General features: G+C 38.6%; 12 protein-coding genes. 6 read left to right on the top strand and 6 right to left on the bottom strand.

Annotated features, from left to right (window positions below; translation table 11 throughout):
- The first annotated feature begins 58 nt into the window (after positions 1 to 58).
- The 4 genes from rpoC to AC570I_RS01825 all read left to right on the top strand — a co-directional run bounded on the left by rpoC (position 59) and on the right by AC570I_RS01825 (position 7,391).
- Positions 59 to 4,345, top strand: coding sequence for a DNA-directed RNA polymerase subunit beta' (rpoC, locus tag AC570I_RS01810; RefSeq protein WP_497403897.1), 4,287 nt, complete (start codon positions 59 to 61; stop codon positions 4,343 to 4,345).
- Positions 4,346 to 4,477: 132 nt separating this feature from the next.
- On the top strand, positions 4,478 to 4,789 hold the full coding sequence (locus AC570I_RS01815) for a DUF3467 domain-containing protein (RefSeq protein ID WP_047798110.1): 312 nt from the start codon (positions 4,478 to 4,480) through the stop codon (positions 4,787 to 4,789).
- Between the two features lie 77 nt (positions 4,790 to 4,866).
- On the top strand, positions 4,867 to 6,090 hold the full coding sequence (locus AC570I_RS01820) for an OmpP1/FadL family transporter (RefSeq protein ID WP_497403899.1): 1,224 nt from the start codon (positions 4,867 to 4,869) through the stop codon (positions 6,088 to 6,090).
- Between the two features lie 11 nt (positions 6,091 to 6,101).
- Complete coding sequence (locus AC570I_RS01825; protein ID WP_497403901.1) at positions 6,102 to 7,391, top strand: SGNH/GDSL hydrolase family protein; 1,290 nt, start codon at positions 6,102 to 6,104, stop codon at positions 7,389 to 7,391.
- 37 nt (positions 7,392 to 7,428) lie between these two features.
- Here AC570I_RS01825 and miaA read toward each other — a convergent pair whose 3' ends face one another.
- From miaA to AC570I_RS01845, 4 genes are all read right to left on the bottom strand, one after another.
- Positions 7,429 to 8,343 carry a tRNA (adenosine(37)-N6)-dimethylallyltransferase MiaA gene (gene miaA, locus AC570I_RS01830; protein WP_497403903.1) on the bottom strand — a complete coding sequence of 305 codons (915 nt, stop codon included), beginning with the start codon at positions 8,341 to 8,343 and terminating at the stop codon, positions 7,429 to 7,431.
- A 74-nt stretch (positions 8,344 to 8,417) separates the two neighbouring features.
- The gene (locus tag AC570I_RS01835; RefSeq protein WP_047798107.1) at positions 8,418 to 9,068 is read right to left on the bottom strand and encodes an IS1096 element passenger TnpR family protein; all 651 of its coding nucleotides are present in this window, start codon (positions 9,066 to 9,068) and stop codon (positions 8,418 to 8,420) included.
- Positions 9,069 to 9,168: 100 nt separating this feature from the next.
- A complete protein-coding gene (locus tag AC570I_RS01840) occupies positions 9,169 to 10,575 on the bottom strand; it encodes a CCA tRNA nucleotidyltransferase (RefSeq protein WP_047798106.1) in 1,407 nt (468 codons plus the stop codon).
- Between the two features lie 103 nt (positions 10,576 to 10,678).
- On the bottom strand, positions 10,679 to 11,245 hold the full coding sequence (locus tag AC570I_RS01845; RefSeq protein ID WP_497403906.1) for an L-threonylcarbamoyladenylate synthase: 567 nt from the start codon (positions 11,243 to 11,245) through the stop codon (positions 10,679 to 10,681).
- Between the two features lie 316 nt (positions 11,246 to 11,561).
- On the opposite strand from AC570I_RS01845, the gene AC570I_RS01850 reads away from it, so the two are divergent.
- Positions 11,562 to 12,131 (top strand): DUF4136 domain-containing protein, encoded by a 570-nt coding sequence (locus tag AC570I_RS01850; protein WP_497403908.1) that lies wholly within the window; start codon positions 11,562 to 11,564, stop codon positions 12,129 to 12,131.
- A gap of 2 nt (positions 12,132 to 12,133) precedes the next feature.
- On the opposite strand, the gene AC570I_RS01855 is transcribed toward AC570I_RS01850, so the two are convergent.
- Positions 12,134 to 13,339 carry a glycosyltransferase family 4 protein gene (locus AC570I_RS01855; RefSeq protein WP_497403910.1) on the bottom strand — a complete coding sequence of 402 codons (1,206 nt, stop codon included), beginning with the start codon at positions 13,337 to 13,339 and terminating at the stop codon, positions 12,134 to 12,136.
- A 15-nt stretch (positions 13,340 to 13,354) separates the two neighbouring features.
- Positions 13,355 to 14,173, bottom strand: coding sequence for a 2,3,4,5-tetrahydropyridine-2,6-dicarboxylate N-succinyltransferase (locus AC570I_RS01860; RefSeq protein ID WP_047797657.1), 819 nt, complete (start codon positions 14,171 to 14,173; stop codon positions 13,355 to 13,357).
- 106 nt (positions 14,174 to 14,279) lie between these two features.
- On the opposite strand from AC570I_RS01860, the gene AC570I_RS01865 reads away from it, so the two are divergent.
- Complete coding sequence (locus AC570I_RS01865; protein WP_497403913.1) at positions 14,280 to 14,681, top strand: RNA-binding S4 domain-containing protein; 402 nt, start codon at positions 14,280 to 14,282, stop codon at positions 14,679 to 14,681.
- Positions 14,682 to 14,795: the final 114 nt, after the last annotated feature.

Raw genomic sequence — 14,795 nt, forward strand, 5'->3', positions numbered from 1 at the left:
TTTAAACGCCCAAACCTTCCACTTTTCTACCCTCAGCCTTTAACCTTATACAAGAGATATGTCTTACAAAAAGGATAATAAATTAAAAAGCAATTTCACATCTATCACGATTAGCTTATCGTCTCCTGAAATTATTCTGGAACGTTCAAGCGGTGAGGTGTTGAAACCGGAAACCATTAACTACCGTACTTACAAACCTGAGCGTGATGGTTTGTTTTGCGAGCGTATTTTCGGTCCGGTAAAAGATTACGAATGTCATTGCGGTAAATACAAACGTATCCGTTATAAAGGTATTGTTTGTGATCGTTGCGGTGTTGAGGTAACTGAAAAGAAAGTACGTCGTGAGCGTATGGGGCACATCGCTTTGGTGGTTCCTGTAGCACATATCTGGTACTTCCGTTCGTTACCTAATAAAATCGGTTATTTATTAGGTTTACCTACTAAAAAATTAGATTTAATTATCTATTACGAGCGTTACGTAGTTATTCAGTCAGGCTTAATGGCTGAAGAAGGTATCAACTATATGGACTTCCTTACAGAAGAAGAATATTTAGATATCTTAGATAAATTACCTAAGGAAAACCAATACCTGGATGATAAAGATCCTAATAAATTCATCGCCAAAATGGGTGCTGAAGCATTAGAAGATTTATTAAAACGTATTGATTTAGATACTTTATCTTATGACCTACGTCACCAGGCTGCTAACGAAACTTCTCAGCAACGTAAAAACGAGGCTTTAAAACGTCTTCAGGTTGTTGAAGCTTTCCGTGGTGCTAATACACGTATTGAGAATCGTCCTGAATGGATGATTGTTAAAATCGTTCCGGTTATTCCACCAGAATTACGTCCTTTAGTTCCATTAGAAGGTGGCCGTTTCGCTACTTCCGATTTAAATGACTTATACCGTCGTGTAATTATCCGTAACAACCGTTTAAAACGTTTGATCGAGATTAAAGCACCAGAGGTAATTTTACGTAACGAAAAGCGTATGTTACAGGAAGCTGTGGATTCGTTATTCGATAACTCTCGTAAGGTTAATGCGGTTAAAACTGAAGGTAACCGTGCCTTAAAATCACTTTCAGATATTCTGAAAGGTAAACAGGGTCGTTTCCGTCAGAATTTATTAGGTAAACGTGTGGATTATTCAGCTCGTTCTGTAATTGTTGTAGGGCCTAGCCTTAAATTACACGAGTGCGGTATTCCTAAAGATATGGCTGCTGAGCTTTACAAACCGTTCATTATTCGTAAGATGATTGAGCGTGGTGTAGTAAAAACAGTTAAATCTGCCAAGAAAATCGTTGATAGAAAAGATCCATTGGTTTGGGATATCTTAGAAAATGTGTTAAAAGGTCACCCGGTATTACTAAACCGTGCACCTACGCTACACAGACTAGGTATTCAGGCATTCCAGCCAAAATTAATTGAAGGAAAAGCAATCCAGTTACACCCACTAGTGTGTACTGCATTCAACGCCGATTTTGATGGTGACCAGATGGCTGTCCACTTACCGTTAGGTAACGCAGCAATTTTGGAAGCCCAGGTATTAATGCTTGCAGCACACAACATCTTAAACCCTGCAAACGGTACGCCAATTACAGTACCTTCTCAGGATATGGTTTTGGGTCTTTATTATATTACTAAAGGCCGTAGAACTGATGATAGCAGAGTTGTAAAAGGTCAGGATTCTAATTTCTACTCTCCGGAAGAAGTTATTATCGCTTATAACGAAAAAGAATTAGACTTACACGCATTTATCAAAGTAAGGGTAAATGTGAAGCAAGCCGATGGTTCTATCGTTAATAAGTTAACTGAAACCACTGTAGGTAGAGTATTATTCAACCAGATGGTTCCTGATGAAGTTGGTTACATCAATGAATTATTAACTAAAAAATCGCTGAGAGATATTATCGGTGAGGTAGTTAAAATGACAGGTATGGCCCGTTCATCTCAGTTCTTAGATGATATTAAAGAATTAGGTTTCCGCATGGCATTCCAGGGAGGTTTATCGTTCAACTTACAGGACGTAAACATTCCGGTAGAAAAACATACTTTATTAGAGCAGGCTGCTAACGAAGTTGAAGAAGTAAGAAACAACTATAACATGGGTTTCATTACAAACAACGAGCGTTACAACCAGATCATCGATATTTGGACCCGTATCAACAACAGGTTAACTACATTCGTAATGAATCAGTTATCCAGCGATAACCAGGGTTTCAACTCTGTTTATATGATGCTTGATTCAGGAGCCCGTGGTTCTAAAGAGCAGATTCGTCAGCTTTGCGGAATGAGGGGATTGATGGCAAAACCTCAGAAATCAGGTTCAGGTGGGGATATCATCGAAAACCCGATCTTATCAAACTTTAAAGAAGGTTTATCTGTATTAGAGTACTTTATCTCTACGCACGGTGCGCGTAAAGGTTTGGCGGATACGGCGTTAAAAACGGCGGATGCGGGTTACTTAACCCGTCGTTTACATGATGTTGCGCAGGATATGATCGTTAACGATGTGGATTGTGGTACTTTAAGAGGTATGTACACTACGGCACTTAAAGATAATGAGGATATTGTTGAGCCATTATATGACAGGATTTTAGGCCGAACTTCATTACATGATGTTTATAATCCTTTGGATAATACATTATTAATTGGTGCCGGTGAAGATATCAACGAAGATGTTGCCAAATTAATTGATGAATCTCCGTTAGAAGGAATCGAAATTCGTTCGGTATTGACTTGTGAAGCTAAACGTGGTGTTTGTGCATTATGTTACGGACGTAACCTGGCTTCAGGTAAACGCGTTCAAAGAGGTGAAGCAGTTGGTGTAATTGCAGCACAATCAATCGGTGAGCCGGGTACACAGTTAACGCTTCGTACCTTCCACGTGGGTGGTACTGCATCGAACATTGCTGCAGAATCAAACATCGTAGCTAAGTTTGATGGTGTTATCGAGTTTGAGAATATCCGTACCGTTGATACTCAAACTGAAGATGGTAAAGTACAGGTTGTATTAGGCCGTTCAGGTGAGTTTAGAATTGTTGAACCAGGAAGCGGTAGAGTTATCGTTACCAACAACATTCCATACGGTGCTTTCTTGTTCGTTAAAGAAGGAGACAAAGTAGCTAAAGGTGATAAGATTTGTTCATGGGATCCATATAACGCGGTTATCATCTCTGAGTTTGCAGGTAAGGCACAATTCGATGCGATCATCGAAGGTGTAACTTTCCGTGAAGAATCAGATGAGCAAACTGGTCACCGTGAAAAAGTAATTATCGATACCCGTGATAAAACTAAAAACCCTTCTGTTCAGATTGTGGACAAAAAAGGAGAGTTCATTAAAGGTTATAACATTCCGGTAGGTGCTCACGTTTCAGTAGATGAAGGTGAAGCAATCCAAACTGGTCAGATTATCGCTAAGATTCCTCGAGCAACAGGAAAGACCCGGGATATTACAGGTGGTTTACCTCGCGTAACAGAGTTATTTGAGGCACGTAATCCTTCAAACCCTGCAGTAGTAACTGAGATTGATGGTGTGGTAACTTTAGGTGGTGTTAAACGTGGTAATCGTGAGATCACAATCGAATCTAAAGATGGTGAAGTTAAAAAATACCTTGTTCCATTGTCTAAACACATTCTTGTACAGGATAACGACTTTGTGAAAGCTGGTATGCCATTATCAGATGGTTCAATTTCTCCTGCGGATATCTTATCGATTAAAGGCCCTGCAGCGGTTCAGGAATACCTGGTTAACGGTATTCAGGAAGTTTACCGTTTACAAGGTGTAAAAATCAACGATAAGCACTTCGAGGTAATTGTTCACCAGATGATGCAGAAAGTTCACATCGAGGATCCTGGCGATACCATTTTCCTGGAAAATAACGCGGTTGACCGTTGGGATTTTGCAGAAGAGAATGATGCCATGTACGACAAAAAAGTTGTGGAAGATGCAGGTGATTCAAGCGACTTAAAACCAGGTCAGATTGTTTCATTACGTAGATTAAGAGATGAAAATTCTCAATTGAAACGTAAAGATTTAAAACAGATCACGGTGAGAGATGCAAGACCAGCTACAGCAAGTTCTATCTTGCAAGGTATTACCCGTGCATCATTAGGTACTAAATCGTTCATATCTGCGGCTTCGTTCCAGGAAACAACGAAAGTATTAAATGAGGCTGCGATTGCAGGTAAACGCGATAACATGTTGGGATTGAAAGAAAACGTGATCGTTGGTCACTTAATTCCTTCAGGAACAGGTGTTCGTGGATACGAACGAATCATCGTTGGTTCGCAAGAAGAATACGATAAATTATTGGCTTCGAAACAAGAAGAAGTAGAAGCTTAATATAAATTAATTTAAGTTTGAAGGGTTGTTCCATTATTATTGGAACAACCCTTTTTTATTGATATTATTTTAATGGATAGCCTTTAAACAGTACCTTTAAATCATTATTAACATTATACTATAATCAATACCATGGATGAAAAACAGAACGAAAACCAGTTAAATATTGAACTTTCAGAAGAGATTGCAGAAGGTATTTTTTCCAATTTAGCCATCATTACACATTCGAATACTGAATTTGTACTGGATTTTATACGTGTAATGCCAGGGATTCCAAAGGCAAAAGTGAAATCGAGAATCATACTTACCCCTGAGCATGCAAAACGCCTTTTGAATGCACTTGATGATAACATTCAGAAATTTGAAGCCGTTAACGGCAGGATTAAAACACAGGAGGAACCTCCTTTTCCAATGGGTTTCGGAGGTCCTACAGCACAGGCATAGTCCTTTTTAAATTCTTTTAAACAAATGTTTGCATGCTATGTTAGCATAGTATACATTTGTGTCATAACCATATATAAATGAAAAAAATTTTATTGAGCGTATTACTGTCTGCTCCACTTTGGGTTTTGGGGCAGGGTTTTCAGGTTAATTTACAGGGACAAAAACAAATTGGTATGGCGGGCGCAGGTTCGGCTTTACCATTAGATGAAGCTTCTGTATTCTACAATCCTGGAGCAGTAAGTTTCTTAGAAAACAACTCCATTTCAGCAGGCGTTAACCCTTTACTTTTTAAATCGGCTTTCAGATTAAGTGGATCAAACTTAACAGAAGAAGTAAAAAATAAAATTGCCCCGCCATTCGAAGCTTATGCGGTATGGGGGCCTAAATCTAACAAATGGAAGCTGGGCTTAGGTGTTTATACCCCTTTTGGCGGAATGGTAGATTGGGGTAATGACTGGTCCGGCCGTTATGCCCTTACTTCATTAAACCTCAAAGCTATTTATTTTCAGCCTACCTTAAGTGTGAAGATTACAGATCGTATTGGTATAGGTGCTGGTTTTGTTTACAATCATGGTGAGGTAAACCTTCAACGTGCGCTTCCTGTTAATTTCCCTGATGGCCGGTCTGGCCATGCTACTTTAGAGGGTACTGGTAAAGGTTATGGCTGGAATGCAGGTTTATACATCAAAACCTTAAGTAATATTTCATTCGCAGTTGTACACAAATCGAAAGTAATCACCAAGCTAGACGGTGGAACCGCAGAATTTGATGTGCCTAATTCTCTTAGGAGCTCATTCCCAGCAGGAAATACTTTTAATGCTGAATTACCTTTACCTGCAACTACTACGTTAGGTATTGGCATCCCGCTATCTAAAAGTACAACTTTGGCATTTGATGCCAGTTGGGTTCAATGGCATATTTATCAGGAGTTGGCATTTGACTATGCTACCAATACCTCTGCTTTGGCAGATACCAAATCAGCTCGTAAATATCGTGATGGATCATCATTTAAACTAGGTATTAATCATCAGGCTTCTGAGAAGCTTGCTTTGAGAGCTGGTGTTGGCTACGCTTTTTCTCCTGTACAGGATGGTTATGTAACACCTGAAGCACCAGATGCAGACCGTTATATTTTAAGTGCAGGTTTAGGTTATACCCCTACGAGACATTTTGAAGTAAATGCTTCCTTCTTTTTCGAAGATGTTAAAGAAAGAAAACAGAAAAATATTGAAACAGGATTGGATGGAACCTTTAAAACATTGGTTTATGCTCCAGGTCTTTCATTAACTTATAAATGGTAGGAGATATTGATATGAAAAAAATTATATTAAATAGTTTTGTTGCTGCTACCATATTATTTGCAGCTTCGTGTAAACCTGAGATAGAAACGCCGGCAGGAACAAGTGCTGGTTCTGCTAATTTCAGTAAATATATTGCAGTTGGTAATTCATTAACATCGGGCTTTGCCGATGGTGGTTTATATATTGAAGGGCAAAAGGTTGCCTATCCTAATTTGATTGCAGCGAAAATGGCCTCAGTAGGTGGTGGAAGTTTTACTTCACCTTTCTTTACTGATGCTCAGGCAAACGGATCAGGATATTTAACTTTATCTGCTTTGGTAAACGGGACACCGACAATCACACAAGTAGTTGGTAGTGCCTGGAGAGATAGTCCAACTAATTCAAAACTTACAAAATATACCGGAGAGGTTCAGAATTTAGGTATTCCGGGTATGCGTGTAGACCTTGCATTTGCAGGCGCCTACGGTGCAGCTAATCCCTATCTTGAGCGTTTGTTAACCGATACACAGGTGGGTTCCACAACATATTTCCAGTTTATTCAGGGAAGAAATCATACCTTTTTCTCAATATGGTTAGGTAATAATGATGCACTTGGCTGGGCTACTAATGGGGGTGTAACTGCAGATGCAACTAATGTTTTAACTGATAAATCGACATTTGCACTTTTATATTCTAACCTGGTTAATGCTTTAACAGCAGGAGGCCAAAAAGGTGTAGTTGGGACAATTCCTGATGTTACTGCAGTTCCATACTTTAATACGGTTACTGTTGCTGCTTTGTTAAATGCTGCCAAGGCCATTAACCCAGCTGCTGCAGCAATTTACATTCAAACCGGAACAAATACGGTAAGGCCCGCTACAGCTGATGATTTGATTCGTTTGCCTTTTCAATCAGCGGGATTATTTGGTGTAGCTAACGCTGCCGGTCTTCCTTATGGATTACACCCGTTAAATCCAATTGCCAACAACTGGGTGTTGGATAAAGATGAGGTTATTAAAGTTAAGGACTATGTTAATAGTTATAACAGCAGTATTAAATCTCTTGCAAGTAGCAAAGGCTTAGCTGTTGCTGATACATATAGTTATCTTAATCTTGTTAAAGCAGGCGTAACTATACAGGGTATAGGCATTAACTCTGCGTTTATTACCGGTGGTGCATTCTCATTAGATGGTATTCATTTAACTCCCCGCGGAAATGCAGTAATTGGTAACGTATTTATAGATGCTATCAATTCTACTTACGGATCGGCCATTCCGACTATCGATATTACTCAGTATAGAGCGGTTAAGTTTCCTAATTAACACGATTTGGCTGATAATAAAAAAGGGTTGACAAGCTTCAACCCTTTTTTATTATCAATTCTCCAATAAGCGCTATTACCTTATTTGTATTCCCCGGCTCAAACCAGTTTATTTCTTCATCTCTCCTGAACCAGGTCAACTGCCTTTTGGCAAATCTCCTAGTATTTTGCTTGATGGCCATAACAGCCTCATTCAAGGAAATCTTATGGTCGAGATAGTCGAAAATTTCGCTATAACCGACTGTATTCAGCGCATTGTGATTTTTGAACTGCATCAATCCTTTCACTTCTTCAACGAGTCCTAAATTAATCATTTGATCTACCCGCTGGTTTATCCTGTTATATAGAATAGCCCTATCGGTGTTTAAACCAATTTTAATTACTTCAAAAGGCCTTTCTTTTTTAGTTGAAGATAACATGGATGATAATTTTCGGCCTGTAGACAGAAAAACCTCCAATCCCCTAATCATTCTCTGGGGATTATTCTGATCGACCTTTGCAAAATATTCCGGATCGCATTCGGCCAATTGTTTTTGAATAACATTGATTCCCTCCATTACAAACTGCTTGTTTAATTTATCACGAATAGATAGATCAATTTCAGGCATTTCGTCCAATCCGTTTAGCAAGGCATTGACGTAAAGTCCAGAACCTCCAACCAAAACGGCAATGTCATTCTTTTCGAATATCTCCTTTAAAACAGCCAGTGCCTGAATTTCAAAGTCTCCTGTGCTAAATAAGTGTTCAACACTATGGGAGTTTATGAAATGATGTTTTACTGCTGCGAGTTCCAGTTCATTTGGCTTTGCCGTACCAATTTCCATTTCACTGAAAAACTGACGCGAATCGGCAGAGAGAATCTCTGTGCCAAAATGCTGGGCTAACTCTATAGCAAGAGCAGTTTTCCCTATAGCAGTAGGTCCGACAATAGAAATTAAAGTTTTTAAAGACATCTGGACATTAGTTAAAAAATAAAAGCTGTCGGTTTGAATACCGACAGCTTTCAATGTTGTTCATTAAATTGAGGTTAATAGTCGTCTTTATGACTATCATCGTCGTAATTGTCATTATCAGAGAATTCGTCTCCGAATTCATCATCACTTTCGCCTTCATCGTTTTCGTCTTTCTCCTCTTCATTGATACCCATTTCACCCATAGCTTCCAGTTCGTCAGTATCTTCGGGTACAAAATTCATCTCATTTAAAAAGTCGAATTCGCTTGCAGTTGCAGTGGCACCACGGGGATCAACCGCAGTCGGACTATTCTGTTCCATGATTTTTGGTGCCTCCCCTGTGCTTTTCGCCAGGAAAGGATATTCAATACTTGGGTCAGCATCTAAAGTGATTTTAATCAGCTCTACATGGAAATCATAGGGGCGATCGAAATTGTAGGTGTAGTAAAATTTTTGATGAGGATCTTCTATGAAACCGCTAAGTTTCGACTTTTCCATTAAAACAACCCGGTCTTTTTTACGTTCGCTTGGTAAATACGCAATTTCATCGCCTTTTAACCAATTGTCGGTACTCACATAAAAAGACGATGGTTTTTCGGCGTTATAACCTGTCGATTTATGAATTGCCTTATGCAAATCTTCGAAGGTTTGGTTTGATTTGATGTCAATTTCCCTAACCACATCGTCAAAATCTTCGAACGTAATTTTAAATTTATAAATAGCCATTTATTGTATTTTCGAACCGTAAAAATAAAGTTAATTTATCTTACCACAAACTCCAAAAGCTTTATTTTAGTGGATTCAGGGAGTATATCTTGTGATTAAATTATTTATTAACAGGATTTAAACCCATTTGTTTTGCCTGATTTAGCATAAAATTAAAGGCTTCTTCGTAGTCATTTTTAATTTCCCCTTCCAGTATTGCCTCTCTGATTGCATTTTTGATGAGGCCTACTTCTTTCCCTGCCTGCAAACCAAAAGTTTCCATAATATCCATACCTGTAATTGGGGGTTGCCAGTTTCTTATTTTGTCACGCTCCTCAACATCTTTAAGTTTCTGCTTTACCAGCTCAAAATTGTTTCTGTATTTGGTTTTTTTGTATTCATTTTTGGTAGTTACATCTGCATTGCACAACAGCATCAAACTTTCGATCTCTTCTCCTGCATCGAAAAGTAATCGTCTAACTGCAGAGTCCGTAACAGTTTCCTGGGCTAAAACGATCGGGCGGAGGTGAAGCTGAACAAGTTTTTGTACATACTTCATTTTTTCATTAAGGGGTAATTTAAGTTGTGCGAAAATCTTAGGAACCATCCTTGCGCCGCGGTCTTCATGTCCGTGAAAAGTCCAGCCATGACCTTCTTCAAAACGTTTCGTGGCTGGCTTGGCAATATCGTGAAGGATTGCTGCCCAGCGTAACCATAAATCGTCCGTAGTTTCGCTGATGTTATCGAGTACTTCCAGCGTATGGTAAAAATTATCTTTATGCCCTTTTCCTTTAATGAACTCCACGCCATGAAGCTCTGCCATTTGAGGGAAAATCAGATGAAGCAACCCAGTATTATAAAGATGTATAAATCCTATAGATGGCTTAGGAGATAATATAATTTTATTCATTTCATCGGTTATGCGCTCCTTTGAAACAATTGAAATTCGCTGTTTCTGACTCTTTATTGCTTCTAAGGCTGCATAATCAATATTGAAATTCAACTGTGAGGCAAATCTTATCGCCCTCAACATACGTAATGGATCATCAGAAAACGTAATCTCCGGATCGAGCGGGGTTCTGATGAGCTTTTCTTCTAAATCCTTTACTCCTTCGAAGGGATCAAGCAATTCTCCGAAATGACCGGCATTGAGGTTTATGGCCAAAGCATTGATCGTGAAATCCCTGCGTAATTGATCATCGGCTAACGTACCGTCCTCTACAATAGGTTTTCTGGAATCTGCGCGGTATGATTCTTTCCTGGCTCCTACAAATTCCACTTCCAGATCCTGTACTTTAATGTTTGCCGTTCCGAAGTTTTTAAATACAGCAACTTTGGTTCCTAATTTTTTGCCTACAGCTTCGGCATAGGCAATCCCACTTCCAACAACAACCACGTCGATATCTTTCGAATTACGGTTTAAAAATAAGTCTCGCACAAATCCTCCGATTACATAAGCTTCGGTTTGGTGTTTATCGGCAATTGACGACAGGGTGTTAAAAATCGGATGTTTTAGGTATTGTTGCATTTGTTGTATGGTACTTGTCGTTCATAACAGCAGGCTTTTAAGATACAATTATACCACTTGCTGGTTACTTTGTTTGACTATAAGAATTACAAAAATAGTAATTTTACTTGCGAATAAATTCAAACTGCCCACCGGGTGAAAGTTTCATGATTGTGGAAGGTTTTCGCACATTGCGATTTTCCTGTTCAAAATTAACCACGTAATCAACCTGATCAATTAAATCCTGATTGATGTCATCGAAAAATTTTGGAGACGGCTGGCCACTGATATTTGCGGAAGTAGAAACTATAGGTTTTCTGAATCTATTAATTAGCGGGGTACAAAAATCGTGCTTTACAATTCTGATACCCACGCTACCATCCTGGTTGATCACATTTTCGGCAAGGTTTTTTGCCCCTGAAAATATAATAGTGAGGGGATTTTCAGCATATTCAATCAGATCATAGGCCACCTCTGGAATTTCAGTTACGTAACTTTGCAATTTACTGTCTACATCAAGCAGCACAATCATGCTTTTTTCAGCGGGCCGATTCTTTATTTTGAGTATTTTCTCAACTGCCTGGGCATTTGTTGCATCACAACCTAATCCCCATATTGTATCAGTTGGATAAAGAATTACACCACCTGCTTTTAATACTTCCAGGGCTTTGTTAATTTCATCTTTAAGCATAACACAAAGGTATTTATAAATGATAAGTTAAATAATGTTAATGCTTAAAATTTAACCGACATTATTTTTAGTTTTATTAACAGATGTGCGATCTGGAATTGACCATTCAGTTTGAGTTATCTAACTTTTATTTTCTTAACTGAACATAATATATTTGATTTGTAAAATATTTATAATGAGTGTATAAAGCAAAACAAAATGCGATTTTCTGTCGTTAACAGTAAAATAAAAGAATTTGTAAAATTTGTATCAGATATAACTTTTTAGGTTTCAAAATGGTTATATTTATTACAGGTTATTTAAATAAACAAAGCAAATGAAAACAACACAAAAATTATTGATGCTTTTTACAGTTGTATTGGCATTGGCAGGCTGTTCTACACTTCGTACAGCTTCAGATTATGATAAAACTGCAGATTTGAACAGTTATAAAACTTATAACTTTTATGATAAAGGCGTTGCCCGGGTGAAGTTAAATAATCTCGATAAACGCCGCTTAATGGCTGCAGTAGAAGCTGAAATGAATTCTAAAGGATTTGTAAAGGCAGATAAGCCTGATATGCTTGTGAATTTAGTGGTGGTAGCCAGAGAAAAAACTGACGTTTACGGACCAGCATATTACGGTGGCTGGGGTTGGGGCGGTGGCTGGGGCTGGCGTGGAGGTTTCGGTGGTTGGGGCGGCTGGGGCGGTCCTAACTATGTTAATCAATATATGGAAGGAACAATTATTATTGATTTCCTTGACCCGGCAAAGAAAATATTATTCTGGCATGGACAGGGAACTGGTTTCAATCTGGATAGCTTCAGTAAAAGGGAAGAGCGATTGCAAACAGGTGTTAAAGAAATATTGGCACAATACCCGCCAACTGCAATTGCTGCTAAATAATATTAGCGGATAAGATTTAGATAGCAATCCATTAATTGCTGCGTAACTAAAGGGCTGTTGAATTTTTTAACAAATTCCAGCCCTTTTGCTTTCATTAGATTTTGTAGCTCATTGGAATCCAGTATGCCGTTCACAGCATCTGCAAGGGCTCCAGCATTAGTCGGATCAATATACAAGCTGTGAGGGCCCCCTGCCTCTTCTAAACAGGAACCAGTAGCAGCTACTACCGGTGTTTGAGAATACAAAGCCTCTATGATCGGTATTCCAAAGCCTTCATAAAAAGATGGATAGACGAACAAATCAGCAAGCTGATATATTCCAGGTAAATCGGCAAAAGGAATATCCTGAAGAAACATGACTCTTTCTTTCAATCCAAGGGATTCTATCTCCTGTTTAACTTCCTCTAAATAGGAGGTTGGTTTCCCAATTACAACCAGCATATATTCTTTCCTGATTACTGGAAGCGCCTGAATCAATAATTTTAGGTTTTTGCGACTTTCTATAGTGCCAACATTCAGGATGAAACGATCTGGCAATTTATAATTGTTTTTGACTTCATAAAGCCTCTGTCCATCAAATGCAGTTTTAAAGCTGTCGTCGCAACTCTGATAAATCACATCTATTTTATCGGGATTGATTTGGTAAAGCTCGACTATATCACTTTTTGTTTTCTCACTTATGGCAATAATTCTGTTCGCATTTTTACAGGCTGCCTTGCTCTTCCATTCGTATAATTTACGGTCGATAAACTTATAGTAATGCGGAAAACGGAGGAAGATAAGATCGTGTATGGTTACAACAGATTTTATAGGGGTATGGTGAATCCCATAAGGAATCTCATGACTCAAACCATGATAGATTTGTACGTTATCCTGAAACAAATCTTTAAGAATGTTCAGTGTCCTCCAAAGGAAGGTTCCATTTCTTGGAAGTTTCAGTTGAATATTTTTATTCCCGAAGAATGTATCAATTTGCTTAGCCTTTTTGGCTTTAGGTGTGTAAACCAGGTATTGACCGGACGGAAACTGGTTGGCTATGGCCTCAATCAGAGATCGGCTATAATTGCCTAAACCCGTTAGATTGTTGGCAGCGCGTTTGCCATCATATCCGATTCTGAGTTCAATGTTTAAAGCCGAAGGCTCAATACTTGATGGTTCAAGCGCTGTGCTTTCGGCTTTAATGCTTTGTATTTTGTTTTCACTTTTCACCTTATGGCTTCATGCTTAAACAGCTACATTATTTTCTCTCAACGCATCGTTAAGAGAGGTTTTTTTATCTGTACTCTCTTTACGTTTTCCAATGATTAATGCACATGGTACCTGATAATCACCGGACGGAAATTTTTTAGTGTAGCTTCCAGGGATAACTACTGAACGTGCAGGAACAATACCTTTGTATTCAACAGGTGTAGGTCCGGTTACATCAATAATTTTCGTTGATGCCGTTAACACAACATTAGCACCTAAAACTGCTTCTTTTTCGACTTTAACACCTTCTACAACAATTGCTCTTGAACCTAGAAATGCATCATCCTCGATAATTACAGGAGCTGCCTGAACCGGCTCTAAAACGCCTCCAATACCAACACCTCCACTCAAGTGAACACGTTTACCGATTTGAGCACATGAGCCAACAGTAGCCCAGGTATCAACCATTGTACCTTCATCCACATAGGCCCCAATATTAACATAAGAAGGCATCATGATTACACCTTTAGCTAAATACGCGCCATAACGGGCACTCGCCATTGGTACTACACGTACACCGGTTGTTTTATAATCAGTCTTTAATTCCATTTTATCGTGGTAAACGAAAGGACCACTTTTGATTTCTTTCATCTCGCGAATCGGGAAGTATAAAATAACCGCTTTTTTTACCCACTCATTAATGCCCCATGAATTTAAAACTGGTTCAGCAACACGAATTTCTCCCTTATCTAATCCCTGAATTACGGTTTCAATAGCTTCGCAATAGTTACTGTACTGTAGAAGAGTTCTGTCGTCCCAGGCGGCTTCAATTAATTTCTTTAAATCTGAATACATGATGTTTTTAAATTTTACGCAAAATAAATCAATTTTTGTTTATTAAAGGGCTAATTGTTTAAATTGTTTGCCTTGTGCCTGATTGTTTTAGTATTTTTGACTTTGTATGGGAGAAGTAGAAAAACTTAGAGTAGACAAATATTTGTGGGCGATAAGGTTATTTAAAACCAGAAGTCTGGCGACTGATGCATGTAAGGCGGGAAGGGTGAAGTTGAAGGGGCAGAATATCAAACCTTCAGCAATTGTGAAAATCGGTGATGTTTATCAGGTATCAAAAGGGATTGAAAAAAAAATAATCGAAGTTATAGATTTCTCTTACAACAGAACAGATTCTCCTACGGCATTAACTAAATATAAAGACTTAACTCCAGTTGAGGAAACGCATGCTTTCAAATCCGTATTCCACGCGCCGGGGCTGAAAAGGGATCGCGGGGCGGGTCGTCCAACAAAAAAAGACAGAAGAGAGACGGATGAATTGCTTGATGGGATGTTCGAGGACGAGAAATAGCAATTATTTCCTATCGCATTTTATTACAATCACTTCTTCCGAATTTAAAGACAGCATAATTCTGCGTGTTATTGCGGTTTTTATTTCATAGTATGCATAAAATCCTTTTTTAAA

It is taken from the genome of Pedobacter sp. A2324, from assembly GCF_059693705.1.

What these genes read in the sequence shown, in the direction of transcription:
- AC570I_RS01835 (WP_047798107.1), bottom strand. Translation starts at nt 9,068, where the DNA reads ATGGCTATTTATAAATTTAAAATTACGTTCGAAGATTTTGACGATGTG.
- AC570I_RS01850 (WP_497403908.1), top strand. Translation starts at nt 11,562, where the DNA reads ATGAAAACAACACAAAAATTATTGATGCTTTTTACAGTTGTATTGGCA.
- AC570I_RS01860 (WP_047797657.1), bottom strand. Translation starts at nt 14,173, where the DNA reads ATGTATTCAGATTTAAAGAAATTAATTGAAGCCGCCTGGGACGACAGA.
- miaA (WP_497403903.1), bottom strand. Translation starts at nt 8,343, where the DNA reads ATGTCTTTAAAAACTTTAATTTCTATTGTCGGACCTACTGCTATAGGG.
- AC570I_RS01840 (WP_047798106.1), bottom strand. Translation starts at nt 10,575, where the DNA reads ATGCAACAATACCTAAAACATCCGATTTTTAACACCCTGTCGTCAATT.
- AC570I_RS01820 (WP_497403899.1), top strand. Translation starts at nt 4,867, where the DNA reads ATGAAAAAAATTTTATTGAGCGTATTACTGTCTGCTCCACTTTGGGTT.
- AC570I_RS01815 (WP_047798110.1), top strand. Translation starts at nt 4,478, where the DNA reads ATGGATGAAAAACAGAACGAAAACCAGTTAAATATTGAACTTTCAGAA.
- AC570I_RS01825 (WP_497403901.1), top strand. Translation starts at nt 6,102, where the DNA reads ATGAAAAAAATTATATTAAATAGTTTTGTTGCTGCTACCATATTATTT.
- AC570I_RS01865 (WP_497403913.1), top strand. Translation starts at nt 14,280, where the DNA reads ATGGGAGAAGTAGAAAAACTTAGAGTAGACAAATATTTGTGGGCGATA.
- rpoC (WP_497403897.1), top strand. Translation starts at nt 59, where the DNA reads ATGTCTTACAAAAAGGATAATAAATTAAAAAGCAATTTCACATCTATC.
- AC570I_RS01845 (WP_497403906.1), bottom strand. Translation starts at nt 11,245, where the DNA reads ATGCTTAAAGATGAAATTAACAAAGCCCTGGAAGTATTAAAAGCAGGT.